The 17,141-nt window shown below is 37.6% G+C and carries 12 protein-coding genes and 1 other RNA gene; 9 read left to right on the forward strand and 4 right to left on the reverse strand.

The features are described 5' to 3' along the window. Window positions 1–407: 407 nt before the first annotated feature. The 4 genes from queC to EUBHAL_RS00500 form a co-directional block, all read right to left on the reverse strand. Window positions 408–1,073, reverse strand: a complete 666-nt coding sequence (gene queC, locus EUBHAL_RS00485; RefSeq protein WP_005343498.1) for a 7-cyano-7-deazaguanine synthase QueC — start codon at window positions 1,071–1,073, stop codon at window positions 408–410. Window positions 1,074–1,156: 83 nt separating this feature from the next. Next, on the reverse strand, window positions 1,157–1,747 hold the full coding sequence (gene folE / locus EUBHAL_RS00490; RefSeq protein WP_005343499.1) for a GTP cyclohydrolase I FolE: 591 nt from the start codon (window positions 1,745–1,747) through the stop codon (window positions 1,157–1,159). Between the two features lie 16 nt (window positions 1,748–1,763). Then, window positions 1,764–2,429, reverse strand: coding sequence for a putative 7-carboxy-7-deazaguanine synthase QueE (gene queE / locus EUBHAL_RS00495; protein ID WP_005343501.1), 666 nt, complete (start codon window positions 2,427–2,429; stop codon window positions 1,764–1,766). Next, entirely contained in the window at window positions 2,426–2,854 is a 429-nt protein-coding gene (locus tag EUBHAL_RS00500; protein ID WP_044921203.1) for a 6-pyruvoyl trahydropterin synthase family protein, read from the reverse strand. Before EUBHAL_RS00500 ends, queE begins: the two co-directional genes overlap by 4 nt. Before the next feature lie 447 nt (window positions 2,855–3,301). Between EUBHAL_RS00500 and EUBHAL_RS00505 the strand changes: the two genes are divergently transcribed. The 9 genes from EUBHAL_RS00505 (at window position 3,302) to queA (ending at window position 17,138) form a co-directional block, all read left to right on the forward strand. Beyond that, window positions 3,302–4,297: a glycosyltransferase family 2 protein gene (locus EUBHAL_RS00505; protein ID WP_005343505.1), complete on the forward strand. Its 996-nt coding sequence runs from the start codon at window positions 3,302–3,304 to the stop codon at window positions 4,295–4,297. Between the two features lie 164 nt (window positions 4,298–4,461). After that, entirely contained in the window at window positions 4,462–8,820 is a 4,359-nt protein-coding gene (locus tag EUBHAL_RS00510) for a CDP-glycerol glycerophosphotransferase family protein (RefSeq protein WP_005343506.1), read from the forward strand. A gap of 201 nt (window positions 8,821–9,021) precedes the next feature. Beyond that, a complete protein-coding gene (locus EUBHAL_RS00515) occupies window positions 9,022–9,609 on the forward strand; it encodes a DUF5662 family protein (RefSeq protein ID WP_022170558.1) in 588 nt (195 codons plus the stop codon). Window positions 9,610–9,823: 214 nt separating this feature from the next. Further along, window positions 9,824–10,006: non-coding RNA, 6S RNA (gene ssrS, locus EUBHAL_RS15075), on the forward strand. A 188-nt stretch (window positions 10,007–10,194) separates the two neighbouring features. After that, on the forward strand, window positions 10,195–11,172 hold the full coding sequence (locus tag EUBHAL_RS00520; RefSeq protein ID WP_005343510.1) for a YihY/virulence factor BrkB family protein: 978 nt from the start codon (window positions 10,195–10,197) through the stop codon (window positions 11,170–11,172). Continuing rightward, window positions 11,172–11,813, forward strand: a complete 642-nt coding sequence (locus EUBHAL_RS00525) for a YdcF family protein (protein ID WP_005343512.1) — start codon at window positions 11,172–11,174, stop codon at window positions 11,811–11,813. The genes EUBHAL_RS00520 and EUBHAL_RS00525 overlap by 1 nt, the downstream gene beginning before the upstream one ends. A gap of 675 nt (window positions 11,814–12,488) precedes the next feature. Continuing rightward, window positions 12,489–13,508: a phenylalanine--tRNA ligase subunit alpha gene (gene pheS / locus EUBHAL_RS00530; protein ID WP_005343513.1), complete on the forward strand. Its 1,020-nt coding sequence runs from the start codon at window positions 12,489–12,491 to the stop codon at window positions 13,506–13,508. 178 nt (window positions 13,509–13,686) lie between these two features. Further along, the gene (pheT, locus tag EUBHAL_RS00535; protein WP_005343515.1) at window positions 13,687–16,113 is read left to right on the forward strand and encodes a phenylalanine--tRNA ligase subunit beta; all 2,427 of its coding nucleotides are present in this window, start codon (window positions 13,687–13,689) and stop codon (window positions 16,111–16,113) included. Continuing rightward, on the forward strand, window positions 16,113–17,138 hold the full coding sequence (gene queA / locus EUBHAL_RS00540) for a tRNA preQ1(34) S-adenosylmethionine ribosyltransferase-isomerase QueA (RefSeq protein ID WP_044921216.1): 1,026 nt from the start codon (window positions 16,113–16,115) through the stop codon (window positions 17,136–17,138). Before pheT ends, queA begins: the two co-directional genes overlap by 1 nt. Window positions 17,139–17,141 lie beyond the last annotated feature (3 nt).

Consider the following 17,141-nt stretch of genomic DNA (forward strand, 5'->3'; position numbering starts at 1 on the left):
ATGAAATTCCTATTTATTGCTGAAGTGATTTGTGGGAGAAATCAGGAGAGATAGAAGTAATTCGGAAAGTTAAATCTTTCAGGATTGACACAAGATTAATAAGAAAAAATATTATACATGCATCTGTTTTAATATGTTTTCAGCATACTACAACAATAATTCAAGTATCAGTCCTTCAAAAAACAACTCCACAGAAAGCCACATCCTTCTGGAGCCTATTCAAATCCCTCCAGTAATAAATAGCAATTTTCTCCCCAGCCAAAGCACAGCCCCCGAAGAGAGTCTAGTCCCTATATTTGTGGCCTCGGAGCAAGGTTTGGATGCGAGCATTCAAATCGTCGCGACTAAAGTCACAAATATAGGGACTAGACTCTCTTCGGGGGCGTCTCTTTGCCTGCGGCAAATGCCTATTTAGAGGCCAAATAGGCATCAAGTCCCTTTTTGCGCAGCTTACATGATGGGCAGTGTCCACATCCGTCCCCAATGATTCCGTTATAGCAGGTCAATGTTTCATTTCTGATAATATCGAATGCGCCAAGTTCATCTGCTAAAGCCCATGTTTCTTTTTTGTCGAGCCACATCAGAGGTGTGATAATATCAAACTGATAGTCCATAGCGAGGCAGAGGGTTGTATTTAAAGACTTAATGAACATATCACGGCAGTCTGGGTAGCCGGAGAAGTCGCTCTGGGATACGCCGGTAATAATGTCTGTGATGCCTCTCTGTTTTGCAAATACTGCAGCGTAGGAAAGAAAGAGAAGATTTCTTCCGTCAACGAAGCTGTTTGGTGTTCCCTCTTCTGGTGCGCTTTCGTCTACTTTGATATCTACTCGTGTGAGGGAGTTAGGAGCGAGCTGGTTTAAGAGGCTCATGTCCATGATGTGGTGTTCTACTTCATGATCACGGCAGATTTTCTTTGCACACTCTAATTCTTTTACATGTTTCTGATGATAGTCGAATGATAAAGCGATTACTTTTTTGTAGCGTTTTAATGCCCAGAAAAGGCAAGTAGTACTATCTTGTCCGCCGCTGAAAACAACAACAGCAGCATCTTTATTTTTAAGTTCCTGCATGAATGATTCCTTCTTTCGTGTGTGATGGTAAATCTCTATTTATTATATAGATAATTTTGAATATGAGTTTTTATGTCCTTATTTTACGCATGCAGCATCATCGCAAGCTGGCTCTGAATGGTAGCATCTGTCTCAAAGCGTCCGCGGAAAGTAGTTGTAACAGTAGATGCGGCTTCTTTTTTGATTCCTCGTGCGCTCATACAGCTATGTGTTCCGTGGATGATTACAGCAACATCGTCTGTCTCAGCGGCTTCGCACATGATTTCTGCGATGTCGGAGCCTATTCGTTCCTGAAGCTGAAGGCGTTTAGAAGCCATGTCACAGATTCTTGCGATTTTGCTTAATCCGAGAACCTTTTCTTTTGGAATGTATGCTACGGAAACAGACATATCGTACATGAGGGCGATGTGGTGTTCGCAATAGCTGAAAATCGGGATATCCCGAACTAAGACGATATCTTTTTTATCGGAGCCGACACATAAATCGTCTTTAAATGATTTATTAAACATCATGGCGATTTCATGATTGGTGTAGTTCATTCCCTCAAAAACTTCCTCGTACATACGGGCTACACGGTCGGGTGTTTCTTTCAATCCTTCACGATCAGGGTCATCACCGAGGGCGGCGAGAATGCCTCTGACGTGTTCACGAATGGCATCTTTATCTATAGCCATGTTTTCTTTCCTCCTTTTATACTCCGCGCTGTTCCGGCGGCCAGATAAACTTGTGCATCTGGAGCTGGAGACGGGCTTCATTCCAATGGTGTTCTATCATATATTCAACAATTTCTTTTGGTTCAATTCTTCCAAATACCGGACTTAAAAAAATAGGGCAATGCTCGGCAACTTTATATTGTATACAGATTTCCCTTGCCTTGTCTAAATCGGAAATGCTGCTGACAACAAACTTTACGGTGTCTTTAGGAATAAGCAGGGAAAAATTGTCTGTGTTCATTGCATTTTCCATGCCGCTGTCCGGGCATTTATAATCCATAGTAAAAGCCGGGCGGTGAGCGAGTGTATCGAAAGTGTTAAGAGAAACACTTCCATTGGTTTCAATCTCTACGGAAAAACCGGCAGTACCAAGAGCTTCAATCAGGGGAGCAATTTCTTCTGTCAGTAAAGGTTCTCCCCCGGTCAAAGTAACATTTTCTATGGAATGTTCTTTGAGCCAGGTGATTAGTTCTTCGGCAGATAAAAATTCACAAGGGCAGTCTTTTGTATTGGCCCAGGAAGTATCACAGTAATTGCAGGCAAGATTGCAGCCTCTCATTCGGATAAATGCTGCGATTTTCCCGGCTTTTTGTCCCTCGCCGTTGATACTTACAAACTTTTCAACTACGGGATAGGTTATCATAAAGAAGCCTCCCGGTAAGTGGAACAGTTTGTCGGTGTTTCGTATACGGAAATGTCATATACAGGGAAGTTCAGTCCCTTAAGCTGTTCATAAAAATAGCGGGAAAACTGTTCTGCAGTCGGACGGAAAGGAACTTCATGAAGTAAAAATCCTTCGTCTTTCAATGCGGCAACTGTTCTCTCTTTTAAAGAACCTGTTTCAAAAATGAAAGAATGATCTAAAGCATCAGTAAGCTTTTTAAGAGCGTTCTTGAAATCCCCGAAATCAATGACCATATCTCTGGTCTGGCCTTCTTTATTTAATTCGTCCATAGCAATTCGAGCCACAACTCTCCATCGGTGTCCGTGGAGGTTACTGCATTTGCCTTCGTAGCCACTTAAAAAATGGGCGGAATCGAAGGACTGCTCTGTTTCTAAAATATACATTAAAAATCCTCCTAATAAAAAAGATGCTGCAAACACACAGCATCTCTAAATCATATATTCTCGTCAAATCTTTCCGGTTAAAATAAAATGCTGTCCTGGTTTTGTTTATCGACAGGATGGTACAAATGAACTGTCGTATCTAACCGAGTTTAGCATGAAATAAGTACTTTGTAAAGGAGAATATCGAGGAATAACCGCATGAAAATCGTAATTCGTAAATGAAATAATCACTTTATGAAAGAAGAATATCAAAAAATAATCGCAGAAAAAGCACATTTTATCCTCTTCCAGCAAGAAGACTCCCGTATCTAAGGTACTTTTTCAGTGGTGTCCTATAGGTGAGGGAGGATGTCACAAATAAAATGGTCATCTTATAAAGTAAGAATCAAGAAAACATTATGAAAAACAAAAAGGGTCTGGTTGCGAAGTTTTTTGGGAAATGCTATTATGGAAAAAGAAAATAAAAAGAAAGGACAGGTAATGAATATAATTAATAAATTGTCCGTTGTTATTTCTGTATATAATGAAGAAGCAGTTTTGGACAAGATGTATCAGGCTGTTGTGCCAGTAGTAGAAAGTCTGCCGTGTGAATATGAACTTCTTTTTGTCAATGATGGAAGCAAAGATGCTTCTCCGGCTATATTAGACCGTCTGGCAATGGAGTCAGAAAAGGTAAAAGTCATTCATTTTTCCCGAAATTATGGACATGAAGCGGCGATGATAGCAGGTATTGATTACAGCACAGGTGACGGAGTCATTTGTATGGATGCAGATTTACAGCATCCGGTAGAATGTATCCCACAGATTTTAGATGCATTTCATCAGGGATATGAGGTAGTCAGCATGGTGCGGATGTCCAATAAAAGCGCAGGACTTTTTAAGAATATTACATCAAAATTATTTTATAAAATATTAAATGGAATTTCACAAACACATTTTGAGGAGAATGCTTCTGATTTTTTTGCAGTTACAAAAAGACCGGCGGAAGTGCTAAGAAAGCATTTTAGAGAAAGTTCCCGTTTCCTCCGGGCCTATGTGCAGAGTATCGGTTTTAGAAAAACGACAATAGAGTATACAGCAGGAGAGCGGGCAGGTGGCAGGAGTAAATACAGTCTTCGTAATCTGTTCAGGTTTTCCGTTAAAGCAATGATCAGTTATTCTGATTTACCATTAAAAATAGCATCTCTTTGTGGAACATCTGCCGGAATTGCAAGTGTGCTTCTGATTATTTATTCTATTTATATGAAAATACACGTTGGTGCACCGGGAGGATATACAACAATTATCGTTGTAATTTGTTTTATGTTTACCGTACTGTTTTTCCTTTTGGGAATTATCGGAGAATACTTGTCGGTTATTTTAGGAGAGATTAGGAGAAGACCGATATATCTGGTGCGGGATACAGTAAATTTAGAAAAAGAGCAGGAAAAAAGCAAGGAATAATATGCTTAAAAGTTTGACAGAATTACTGTAAGATTGTAAAATAAGACTATTTATTTCTCGAGCGTGTCTGGGAAATTATTCCTGTAATTTGTACGCCGGGAATGTAGTTAGATGAAATGAGCTAAAAAGTAAAAATAAGGTATAGGAGAAAAAGGTAAAAATTTATGAAAAAGTCTTTTAAAGAATTATTAAAAGGATGTTTGAAACCAGCAACTTCTAAGAAAAAACAGAAAGAGGAAGAAAAAGCAAAAGAGATTGAAGTGACAGAAAATGTGGAAGAGGAAATCATTGATATAACAGAAGAAGATAAAAATCTTGTATGGGCTTTTAATGCCGGACAGGCTGGAAATGATTTTCGTGGTAATCCGAAATATTTATTTGTATATGTAAATAAGTACAGAAAAGATATTACTGCTTACTGGTTAAGTGGAAGTGAAGAAACCACAGAGTATGTAAGAAATTTAGGATACAGAGCATATACTTTAGACACATTAGAAGCTGACCGGGCAATTGAAAAAACAGGTGTACTTGTTGCTGAACAGGTAAAAATCGGAATTCCAAAGGGAATGCGTCATGTGAAATACTTAAATCTTTATCATGGGGTTGGAGCAAAAGATGTTGAAAGGGTATTAACAACAGGTGGTATGGCTGAGGGACTTGCTCATAAATATATTTTGCATAATCAGTATTATAGAGATAATCAGTTATTTTTATGTCCTTCTCCTATGATGGTAGATGATTTTAAAAGAATGTGTGGAGTTGACGAAGATAAGGTTGTCAGAGCTGGATATCCGAGAAATATTTACCAGAAATATTTTGAACCGATTACTACATTTGACCATGATATTTTAAAGGCAAAAGGGTTAGATGAAAGTTATAAAATAGCAGTATATGCACCAACATACCGACAAGCACTTAGTGAAGATACATTTCATATAGCTATTCCAGATATTGAGAAGTTGATCGAAGTATGTAAGCGCCAGAAACTGTTATTTGTTTTTAAAATGCATCCAGTTATGGAGAATGAATATGCTTATTTAAAAATGAAAGAAAAATATGAAGATTGTCCATATTTATTATTCTGGGATAATAGAGATGATATTTATGAGATTATAGATAAAATAGATCTGGCGGTTATTGACTACTCCTCTATTTTTACGGATTTTGTCAGCGCAGGTGTATCTCATTATATTCGTTATGTATTTGATTATGATGAGGCTGTACAAGGTCTGAACCATGATTATATGGAGGTAACAACGGGAGAATTATGCTATAGTTTCTCTGAATTGCTGCAGGCGATTAAAACGTATAAAGATAGAGATGATTTGAAGGGAATTGACCGCATCAGTAATCTATATTGGAAATACTCCGATAAAGATTCCTTTGAAAAAATTGTTAATCAGACTTTAGAATTCACTCCAGTTGAAAGAGAATTTCCTACACTGTACAGCTTTGATATCTTTGATACTTTAATTTCAAGAAAAGTATTAGATCCAAAGGGAATTTTCTATAAAGTAAAAGAAGTGATAAAGAAGAGCGATTTAAATTATCCAGAATATTTTGTAGAAGAATATCCGAAACTGCGTATGTTTGCAGAAGCGGATGTAAGAGAATGCTATCATAAAACAATGGAAAGCAGACATTCAGAACGTCGTGAAATTTACATGAAGGATATTTTTGATAAACTGCAGTGGGTATATAATCTGACAGATGAACAGGCAGCATTTCTTATGAAGTGCGAGCAGGAAATAGAGATTGCTAATACGATTCCTTTAACAGAAAATATCAATAAAGTAAAGAAGTTATTAGAGAATAAGGAGACCGTTGTATTAATCAGTGATATGTACCTGCCTAAGGAAATCATTGAGAAAATGCTTGAAAAGGCAGATCCGGTTCTGACACAGATTCCTCTGTTCCTTTCCAGTGAGTATGGCGTACAGAAAACTACGAGAAAGTTATTCTTAGAGGTATATAAGAGCTTTAAACCATTTTATGATTTTGGCAAATGGATTCATACAGGAGATGGAAGAGTACCGGATGTTAATATGCCACGCCGTTTAGGCATTGTAGCTAATCAGATTGAAAAACCTGAATATAATGAATTTGAAGGGAAATTAACCGAGCAGCTTGATAGCTATGATTCCTATCTGGTTGCAGCATTGATGGCCAGATTCCGTCAAAACCATTTATTTGATAAAGAAAAGTTTGTATACAGTTATGTATCACTTTGCTTTGTCCCTTATATTGATTGGCTGTTAAAGGATGCGAAGGCTAGAGGATACGAGACGTTATATTTTGTATCAAGAGACGGATATCATCTTAAACGTATAGCAGACGAAATTATTAAGATGAAAAATATTGATATAAAAACAAAATACATTTATGCATCAAGACGTGCATGGAGAATCCCATCTTTTGTACATGATATTGATGAGGGATTCTGGTTTAGTTATGGAAATTTTGCAGGTGTTACCACTTATGATAAGCTGTTGCAGGCTATGTCTTTATCAGAAGAGAAGTTTATGGAACTTTTCCCTAAGTTAAGCTACTTGAAAGAGGAAGAGGAAATTGAGCCTAATGAAAAGAATCGTCTTGTAGAGATATTCAAAAACTCTACAGAATACAAAGAATATCTTCTTAATCTGGCGAAAGAACAAAGAGTATCTGTTTGCGGATACTTAGAACAGGAAATTGATAAAACAGAAAAGTTTGCTATGGTTGAATATTGGGGAAGAGGATACACTCAGGAGAACTTTACATCTCTGTGGAAGACGATTGCAGGAGATGATGCGAAATCCTATTTCTATTATTCACGAACAATATTAGCTTCTGATGAAGATAATATCCGTTATAACTTTACAACAGATAATGCATCACAGTTATTCATAGAGGCTATTTTTGCCAACATGCCATATAAGAGTATTGAATCTTATAAACTGGTAAATGGAAAATATGAACCGGTTATCAATAATATTTCTTATGATAAAGAGTTATTTAACGCTATGGAAAAATATCTTCTTGAATTCACAAGAAATTATGAAGCATTGGATGTTACAGACAGAGAAAAATTAGACCGGGGATTATATAATTTCATTTTAGATTATTATAAGACCTATCAGGAAGATGAAATATTTATCAAGGTACTTGCCCCACTGGTTGATTCTGTAGCATTATATGGACAGAAAAAAGAGTTTGCTCCTGCATTTACAGCAGAAGATCTTGAAAAGATGAAAGAGAAAGTGCCAAGAGGTAAGTTTACAAGAAACATTCGTATTTCTGTAGCAAGATCCTTTAAACCAGTACAGGATGAATATAGAAAGATGTATCAGCTTAAAGAAACCGATACACAGGGCGGCGGCTATCTCATTCCTGAAAAAACGATGCAGAGAAATGAAGAGTTTGAACAGAAGATACAGAAACTGACGGTGGATCAGATTGAAAAGCAGAAGATTTATAATTCTTTAGTTTCTGAGAATCCAGTGGAAAATAAGATTCTGTTTATGGCAGATGGTAAAAAGATAAGCTATACAGGATTCTATACCTTAGGAAAACTTTTAGAAGCACAAGATACATTTGTTGTTAAAGAAGTTAAGGCACAAGAATATACAAACAAAGAAGATCTTCTGAAGGAAATAGCAACAGCAAGATTTATTATTTGCTTAAAACCATTGGTATACCTTGCTATGATGACACTTCGAGAAGAGACAGAAGTTATCGTACTTGGAGAATCTGCATTCCCATTTATTCATGGAAGAAGAACTACAATAAGAATGGCAAAGAAACCTTTAGAATATAAAGAAATGATCCAAAAGCGTATGCATATTGATCATTTTCCAATCCCTTCTTTAGAGTTAATGCCGGTAATATCTGAGATGTATGGAATTGGAGAAAAAAAAGCCTTTGAAATGAAAGGAAGCTGTCAGACAGACATATATTTCAATGAAGAGTTTATCAAAGAATCCAAAGAAAAAGTAGTTGCTTTATTCCCAGAAGCACAGGATAAGAAAGTAATTCTGTATATGCCATTATTGCGAAACAGAACGGCTGCAAGTGGTTATAAAGAATTACTGAATCTCGAGCGGCTGAAAAAACTCATTGGAGATAAGTTTGTGGTTGTATGTAATATTCCTCTTCCAAAAGGACAGTATATACAGAATATTGAAATAGAGGGATTCTCTAAAAATATAACAAAGGATATATCTTTAAGAGAAGCGGTAGGTGCAGCAGATATCGTTGTTGGAGATTACAGAGATACGATGTTTGAGGCAGCTCTTATGAGAAAGCCAATCTTTATGACAAATTATGATGCAGATAAAGTCCTTAAAGATAAAGAACTTGTTTGTACTATGGAAGAAGTACAGGTTGGACCGATGGTAGATTCTGAAGAAAAACTTGCCGAGCATTTAAGTAAATTAGATGAGTATGATTACAGCAAACAGGAAGCATTTTGTAAGAAGTATTTCACTTATTGTGATGGAAAGTCTGCGGAGCGAGTTGCACAGTATATAGAATCGGCTAAGTAGGCACTAATGATTTTTCAAACATGCTTCAGAGCGTGTTTGAAAAATTCGGAGAACAAGCTGTACAATATATAAAATTTCCTAAATGGTTCTAAGAATTCTCTTTAATTTATGTTAAGGAGAATTCTTTTTTTAATTTTTTTGAAGAAAAGTGTTAATAATGATGTATAATTGTAAGAGAGAATGGCTTGGAGGAGTAGGAGAATGAATATATTTAAAAATTTAAAAGGACATTTTTGCACGATTACCCACCACAAAATGTTAGTAATGAAAACATGTTTTAAAGTGGGACTTTATAAGCAGGGACTTCTTCATGATTTGTCCAAATATACACCGATTGAATTTATTCCGGGAATTATTTATTATCAGGGAGACAGAAGTCCGATTAACCGGGAAAAGGAATTAAAGAACTGTTCAAGGGGATGGCTTCATCACAAAGGAAGGAATCTTCATCATTTTGAATATTGGATTGATTACAGCATTAATCCGGGCGGCAAGCTTGTCGGAATGAAGATGCCGAAGAAATATGTGGCAGAGATGGTTATTGATCGTATCAGTGCCAGCAAAAATTATTTAAAAGAACAGTATAATGATGGCAGTGCGTTGGCATACTATTTAAACGGAAGGCATATGATGCTTATAGATGATGAGGCGGATTATCTGGCAAGATATCTTCTTACGATGCTGGATATGAGAGGGGAGGAGTATTTACTTCACTATATGAAACATACACTGCTCCGTCATAAAAATCGTGATTATCATGTGAGAGATGGAAGACTTTATCTGGATTAGGTCAAGATTTCGTTGCAGTTGACACGGAATATTGCATAGAAGCTGTAGTATTGATAAATATTATAATTTTTTTGCGGAATTTATTTATGTTATTAATTAAGTATATGTGATATGTTTGTGCATAACGTGTCGAAATATAAAAAGTAATATTTTTACAATAAAGTAGATAATTTAATCTTGAAATTTAAGAGCAATTACGTTATAGTATGTGTATACTAGCCTGGGATGTTCGAGACCCCCTGCTATTTTGAACCTACATTTTTGAACTTGGGAAACTAAAATTGTTGAAGGGATGGCAAGCCTCCCCTTTTGAGAGGAAGTCAGAAGTTCAATTGAAGTTACCCACCTGGCTTTGGCTAGGACTCAAAATCGCAGGCTACGGCATTTTGGGTGTATGCTTTATAGCCGTCTCATGTGAATGAGGCGGCTTTTCTTTTTTTGATTATAGTTGTGGCATATGGCTTAAATTATGAAAACATTGTATGATAAATCGGCTATGCGAGATCTGATTTAAACTATGGAGAAAGTTATGATGCGAAGCAGCTATATAAAAGTATGAAGTTAAAAATATAAAGAGGAGAAAGTATGCCAGCAAGAAAGAGGATTAAAAATTTATACGAACTGGTTATGGATTTCCTGAAAAAATGCAGTGATGATCATGTGGGAGCATTCGGGGCGATGTCTGCCTTTTTTATACTCCTTTCTATTTTTCCATTTATGATATTCCTGCTGACCTTAACCAGATACATTCCTTTTTCAAAAGATGACATCATAGTGATACTGACAAGAATGATTTCTTTTGAGGAAGGATCATTAATTAAAAGTATTGTAAATGAAATTTATCGAAAGACGGGAACTACAGTATCTGCGATTTCTATCATTGCGGCACTGTGGTCTTCTTCGCGTGGAGTTTATTCTATCGTTATTGGATTGAATTCGGTGTACGATATTGACGAGAATAGAAATTATTTTGCGATACGTCTATTTAGTCTGGTGTATACATTACTATTTGCACTTATGATAAGCGTCATGCTTGTAATGTGGGTATTTGGTAACAGCTTATATAGTTATTTTCTCCAAAAATTTCCTTTTGTAGTTCCGATACTTGGATATTTTATGCATAAAAGAATTATATTTTCCCTGATATTTCTCACGCTGTTATTTATGATAATTTATAAATGGATTCCAAATAGAGTGTCGAGTTTTCGGAAACAGTTTCCGGGAGCTTTGATTGCAACACTTGGCTGGGTGGCGGTTTCTGTAGGGTGTTCTATTTATATGGATAACTTTACAAATTTCTCATATATTTATGGAAGTATGGCAGGAATTATGATTCTTCTTTTATGGCTGTATTTTTGTATGTCGATGGTCTTTTATGGTGCAGAAGTGAATTATTTTCTGGAAAATAAAGATAATTACCATTTGCTTATCCGAACACTCCGTCCGAACTGGCGTAAGCAGCAAAGAGCCCAGACAGAGAAGATGCGCCAGAAGTCGAAAGATGAGAGAGCAGATCGGAAGAAGAATAAAGCAAATAAAAACAAAGATGAAAATCAGCAATAATGGATAATAGAGTAATAGAAGGTAGAAAAATGTATCATTTAGATGAAAAACAGATTCAGGAAATTACAGATTATATATTTTTAGAAGATAAACTCGAAAAGGCAGATGCAATCTTTATTCCAGGCTGTGCCAGACCAGAACATACAGAGGAAGCGGCAAGGCTTTATAAAGATGGATATGCCCCGTTGTTATTGCCATCAGGAGGCTACACGAAAGTACAGGGGAGTTTTCAGGGTGTTTCAAAAGAAGGGCAGAAATACGGAGCAGATTTTGCTTGTGAGGCAGATTTCTTAGAGGCAGTCCTGATACAGAATGGAGTTCCGGCTTCTGCTATTTTAAAAGAGTGTGAGGCAACCTATACATTAGAAAATGCGGAAAAAACAAAAGTCCTGCTTGAGAAGAAAGATATCCATTTGAAAAAGGCAATTCTTTGCTGCAAGGCGCACCATTCCAGAAGGTCGTATCTCTATTACTCGATGGTATTTCCAGAGATAGAAATATTGGTGTATCCAGTAGTGGTAGATGGCATTTCCAGAGAAGACTGGTACAAGACAGCCGAAGGGAGAAAAGTTGTGCTGGGGGAATTTTCGAGAATGGGGCAGCAGCTTTTGATGATGGAAGGGCGAATTGCATGGGATTAATATACTATTGAAGTCTTTCTCGTACTTGTTTTTGTAGCTGATTTTTCGCCAGAACATTTTTAAACATGCTCTAAATGTCCTTGAATTTGATTAATGTTAGAGAGAAATTCAGGATAGCTCTTGACATTAATTTTTCCCTGCGTTACAATGTTATTCATTGAAAAAGCGTTGAAAGTGGGGCTTTTGCCCACAGTAGAAGTATGATGTACCGTTAGAGAAGGAGGATCATCGGCTGGAAGTTCTCCGAGGCTCCGTTATATTTCGAATTTCCACACTGGAGCTGCATTTCGGAGACTGATTCGTAATCAGGTAAGGAATGTCGTATGCGCACGTTACGCGTGAATGAGAGCCTGAATAACATTTAGTATATTCAGGAATCAGGGTGGTATCGCGGATTTATTCGTCCCTTTTTAATTTCGGTTAAAAAGGGACTTTTTTATGTTATAAATAGTTTATCAACTTACCTGCTTTTTATAACATAAAGATCATCAGATAAGGACTATCAGAGTAGAGATATAGTTTTTATAAGTTTGTTCAAGTCATATGTGGCTGTTCAGACTTTGAGAATTACTGACTGTAAATTTGGAATACGGAATTCTGAATAGCTCAAGTTTAATAAAGAACCGTTATCATCATTTACCAAAGTAAATTAATTTAAAAATAAAGGAGTTTATCATGAAAGAGAAAATCGAGCAGATTCGTCAGCAGGCACTTGCTGCAATTGAAGATGCAGCAGGCATTGACAAGCTTAATGATGTTAAAGTTGCTTTCCTTGGTAAAAAAGGACAGTTATCCAGCCTGTTAAAAGGAATGAAGGATGTTGCACCAGAAGACAGACCAAAGGTAGGTCAGATGGTGAATGAGGCACGTGCCGGTATCGAAGCAAAGATGGAAGAGAAGAGAACAGCTATCCAGAAGAAACTTCGTGAAGAGAAGATGAAAAAGGAAGTTATTGATGTAACTTTACCAGGTAAAAAGGTAGCAGTAGGACATCGTCATCCAAACCAGATTGCATTAGATGACCTTGAAAGAGTATTTATCGGTATGGGTTATGAAGTAGTAGAAGGCCCTGAAGTAGAGTATGACCACTACAACTTCGAACTGTTAAATATCCCTGCAAACCATCCTGCAAAGGACGAACAGGATACATTTTACATTACAAAGGACATCCTTCTTCGTACACAGACTTCCCCAGTACAGGCGCGTATCATGGAAACAGGCCGTATGCCAATCCGTGTTATCGCACCAGGACGTGTATTCCGTTCTGACGAAGTAGATGCAACACATTCCCCATCTTTCCATCAGGTAGAGGGACTTGTAGTAGATAAAGGAATCACATTTGCTGACTTAAAGGGAACATTACAGCAGTGGGCAGAGGAATTCTTTGGACCAGATACAAAGGTTAAGTTCCGTCCACATCATTTCCCATTCACAGAGCCAAGTGCAGAGGTAGACGTATCCTGCTTCAAATGTGGTGGAAAAGGATGCCGTATGTGTAAGGGAAGCGGATGGATCGAGATTCTTGGATGTGGAATGGTACACCCTAAGGTATTAAGCGATTGCGGAATCGACCCAGAAGTATATTCAGGATTTGCATTCGGAATCGGTCTTGAGAGAGTTACACTCTTAAAATATGAGATTGATGATATGCGTCTGTTATATGAGAACGATGCCAGATTCCTTAAGCAGTTCTAGAGCGTGTTGAAAAGTTATTTCATCAATCAGCAGAAAGAATTATTCAAATATTTTTTAGTAAGACCGAGAAACCTAATTCGATGAAATGTAAAAAGGTTAACATGATGAGAAACTAGAATTATCTCGGTAAGATAAATTCAAAATATATTTAAGTTTATAGATATAAAAGGAGACAAAAATGAATACACCAATTTCATGGATTAAAGCATATGTTCCAGATTTGGATTGTACTGTACAGGAATATGTAGACAAGATGACTCTGTCTGGTTCCCACGTAGAGAATGCAGTATACCTTGATAAGAATCTGGAGAAAATCGTTGTTGGACGAATTGAAAAAATCGAGAAACATCCAGATGCAGATAAATTAGTTATCTGTCAGGTAAATGTAGGTGACGAGGAAGTACAGATTGTAACAGGCGCATCTAACGTATTTAAGGGAGCTATGGTTCCTGTTGTTTTAGATGGCGGACGTGTTGCGGGCGGACATGACGGAAGCCCAAATCCTGAAAATGGAATTAAGATTAAAAAAGGTAAACTTCGTGGAGTTCCTTCTTACGGTATGATGTGTTCTATTGAAGAATTAGGAAGCACTCGCGATATGTATCCAGAAGCACCAGAAGACGGTATTTACATTTTTGATGAGAGCAAAGATGTAAAACCAGGTGACGATGCAGTAGCAGCATTAGGACTTCGTGATGCAGTCGTAGAATTTGAAATTACTTCTAATCGTGTAGACTGTTTCAGCATGATTGGTATGGCAAGAGAAGCAGCAGCTACATTTGAAAAGCCATTCTATGCTCCAGAAGTAAAAGAAGTTGGAAATAACGAAAAAGCAGAAGACTATATCTCTGTAGAAGTAGAAGCTACTGATTTATGTCCAAGATACACAGCAAGAATCGTAAAGAATATCAAGTTAGCTCCATCGCCAGAATGGATGCAGAGAAGACTTGCAGCTATGGGTATCCGTCCAATCAACAATATCGTAGATATCACAAACTACGTTATGGAAGAGTACGGACAGCCAATGCATGCTTATGACTTAAATAAGATCAGAGGTCATAAAATCGTTGTAAAACGTGCGAATGACGGTGATGTATACACAACACTTGACGGACAGGAAAGAAAGCTTGATAAAGATGTATTAATGATCAACGATGCGGAAGGTCCTGTTGGTATCGCTGGTATCATGGGTGGAGAAAACTCCATGGTTACAGATGATATTCAGACAATGCTTTTTGAGGCAGCTACATTTGATGGAACAAATATCCGTCTTTCTTCTAAGAGAATCGGTCTTAGAACAGATGCTTCCGGTAAGTTTGAAAAAGGTCTTGACCCAGAGAACGCATTAGAAGCGATCAACCGTGCCTGCCAGTTAGTAGAAGAGTTAGGTGCTGGTGAAGTTGTTGGTGGTGTTGTAGATGTATATCCAAATCCAGTAGAAGACGTAAAGATTCCTTTCGAGCCAGCAAAATACAATAAGCTTCTTGGAACAAATGTATCTGAAGAAAAGATGATGGAATACTTTGACCGTCTTGAAATCGGTTACGACAAAGAAACAAATATGTTACTCATCCCATCTTTCCGTCAGGATTTAAGATGTTCTGCAGATATCGCAGAAGAAGTAGCAAGATTCTTTGGATATGATAACATTCCTACCACACTTCCTCACGGCGAGGCAACTGCAGGTAAGAAGTCATTTGCTGCAAGAGTAGAAGATGTTGTTATGAACATCGCTGAGCAGAACGGATTCTGCGGCGGAATGTGCTATTCTTTTGAAAGCCCTAAAGTATTTGACAAGTTACTTCTTGCTGACAACGACCCATTACGTCAGGCAATCGTAATCGCAAACCCACTTGGAGAAGATTACAGTATCATGAGAACGATCGAGTTAAATGGTATTTTAACTTCTTTAGCAGGTAACTATAACCACAGAAATAAAAATGTTCGTCTCTACGAAATCGGTAACGTATATCTTCCAAAGGCTCTGCCATTAACAGAACTTCCAGACGAAAGAAAGCGTTTAACTCTCGGTATGTACGGCGAGTGTGACTTCTTCATGTTAAAAGGTGTTCTTGAGGAAATGTTCTTAAAACTTGGTCTTGACGGCAAAGTTGACTTCGAGCCATCCCAGGAAAAACCTTTCTTACACCCAGGAAGACAGGCACTCATTTATGTAGGCGGAGCTTATGCCGGATTTATCGGACAGGTACATCCAGAAGTATGCGAAAACTACGACATGAAGTGTGAAGCATATGTAGCAGGAATCGACCTTCCAACTGTTACAGAAAAGGCTACTTTCGACAGAAGATACGAAGGCGTAGCAAAATACCCTGCAGTAAACAGAGACTTAAGTCTTGTTATGAAAAAAGATGTTTTCGTAGGAAGCCTTGAAAAAGTAATGAAAGAAAAAGGCGGCAAGTTATTAGAGAGCATCCAGTTATTTGACGTTTACGAAGGTTCTCAGATTGAAGAAGGATATAAATCCGTTGCATTCAGCCTTGTATTCCGTTCCCCAGAACGAAGCTTAGAAGCTGCTGAAATCAACAAGATCGTAGATAAGATTCTTAAAGAACTTGAAAAAATGGGAGTTGAATTAAGAGCATGATGAAAACAAGTGATTTTAATTTTGATCTTCCACAGGAACTGATTGCCCAGGACCCGCTAGAAGACCGTTCCTCATCAAGATTGATGGTGCTTAACAAGGAAAGCGGTGAGATAGCTCACCGTATTTTCCATGACATTACAGAGTATCTTCATCCGGGAGATTGTCTGGTTATCAACGACACAAAAGTTATCCCAGCCCGTCTTATCGGAACAAAAGAAGATACCGGAGCCCACATTGAAATTCTGTTATTAAAAAGAAAAGAAAATGATGTCTGGGAAACACTTGTAAAACCGGGCAAGAAATGCCGTCCAGGTGCAAGAGTAGTCTTTGGAAATGGAGAACTGAAAGCTGAAATCGTTGATGTATTAGAAGATGGAAACCGTCTTGTACATTTTGAATATGAAGGAATCTTTGAGGAAGTATTAGACCGCCTCGGTCAGATGCCTCTGCCTCCATATATCACACATAAATTACAGGATAAAAACCGTTATCAGACCGTTTACGCAAAGTATGAAGGATCCGCAGCCGCACCGACAGCTGGACTTCATTTTACAAAAGAACTGTTAAAACAGATTGAAGATATGGGCGTAAATATCGCCCGCGTAACTCTCCATGTTGGACTTGGAACTTTCCGCCCGGTAAAAGTGGAAAATGTACTCGAACACCATATGCATTCTGAATACTATAACGTAACAGAAACCGCAGCGAAAATGATTAATGACACTAAGAAAAATGGTGGCAGAATCATCGCAGTTGGAACAACAAGTACAAGAACACTTGAATCCGTGGCAGATGAGAATGGAATCATCCATCCGGGCTGTGGTAACACAGAAATCTTCATCTATCCGGGTTATAAATTTAAGGCAATTGACTGTCTGATCACAAACTTCCATTTGCCAGAATCTACTTTGTTAATGCTTGTATCTGCACTGGCAGGGAAAGAGCATATTATGGCAGCGTATAAGGAGGCAGTGAAGGAAAGATATCGCTTCTTCTCTTTTGGAGATGCGATGTTCATTCAATAAATT

The sequence above is a fragment of the Anaerobutyricum hallii DSM 3353 genome (assembly GCF_000173975.1).
Lineage (GTDB): Bacteria > Bacillota > Clostridia > Lachnospirales > Lachnospiraceae > Anaerobutyricum > Anaerobutyricum hallii.

What these genes read in the sequence shown, in the direction of transcription:
- queC (WP_005343498.1), bottom strand. Translation starts at nt 1,073, where the DNA reads ATGCAGGAACTTAAAAATAAAGATGCTGCTGTTGTTGTTTTCAGCGGC.
- folE (WP_005343499.1), bottom strand. Translation starts at nt 1,747, where the DNA reads ATGGCTATAGATAAAGATGCCATTCGTGAACACGTCAGAGGCATTCTC.
- queE (WP_005343501.1), bottom strand. Translation starts at nt 2,429, where the DNA reads ATGATAACCTATCCCGTAGTTGAAAAGTTTGTAAGTATCAACGGCGAG.
- EUBHAL_RS00500 (WP_044921203.1), bottom strand. Translation starts at nt 2,854, where the DNA reads ATGTATATTTTAGAAACAGAGCAGTCCTTCGATTCCGCCCATTTTTTA.
- EUBHAL_RS00505 (WP_005343505.1), top strand. Translation starts at nt 3,302, where the DNA reads ATGGAAAAAGAAAATAAAAAGAAAGGACAGGTAATGAATATAATTAAT.
- EUBHAL_RS00510 (WP_005343506.1), top strand. Translation starts at nt 4,462, where the DNA reads ATGAAAAAGTCTTTTAAAGAATTATTAAAAGGATGTTTGAAACCAGCA.
- EUBHAL_RS00515 (WP_022170558.1), top strand. Translation starts at nt 9,022, where the DNA reads ATGAATATATTTAAAAATTTAAAAGGACATTTTTGCACGATTACCCAC.
- EUBHAL_RS00520 (WP_005343510.1), top strand. Translation starts at nt 10,195, where the DNA reads ATGCCAGCAAGAAAGAGGATTAAAAATTTATACGAACTGGTTATGGAT.
- EUBHAL_RS00525 (WP_005343512.1), top strand. Translation starts at nt 11,172, where the DNA reads ATGGATAATAGAGTAATAGAAGGTAGAAAAATGTATCATTTAGATGAA.
- pheS (WP_005343513.1), top strand. Translation starts at nt 12,489, where the DNA reads ATGAAAGAGAAAATCGAGCAGATTCGTCAGCAGGCACTTGCTGCAATT.
- pheT (WP_005343515.1), top strand. Translation starts at nt 13,687, where the DNA reads ATGAATACACCAATTTCATGGATTAAAGCATATGTTCCAGATTTGGAT.
- queA (WP_044921216.1), top strand. Translation starts at nt 16,113, where the DNA reads ATGAAAACAAGTGATTTTAATTTTGATCTTCCACAGGAACTGATTGCC.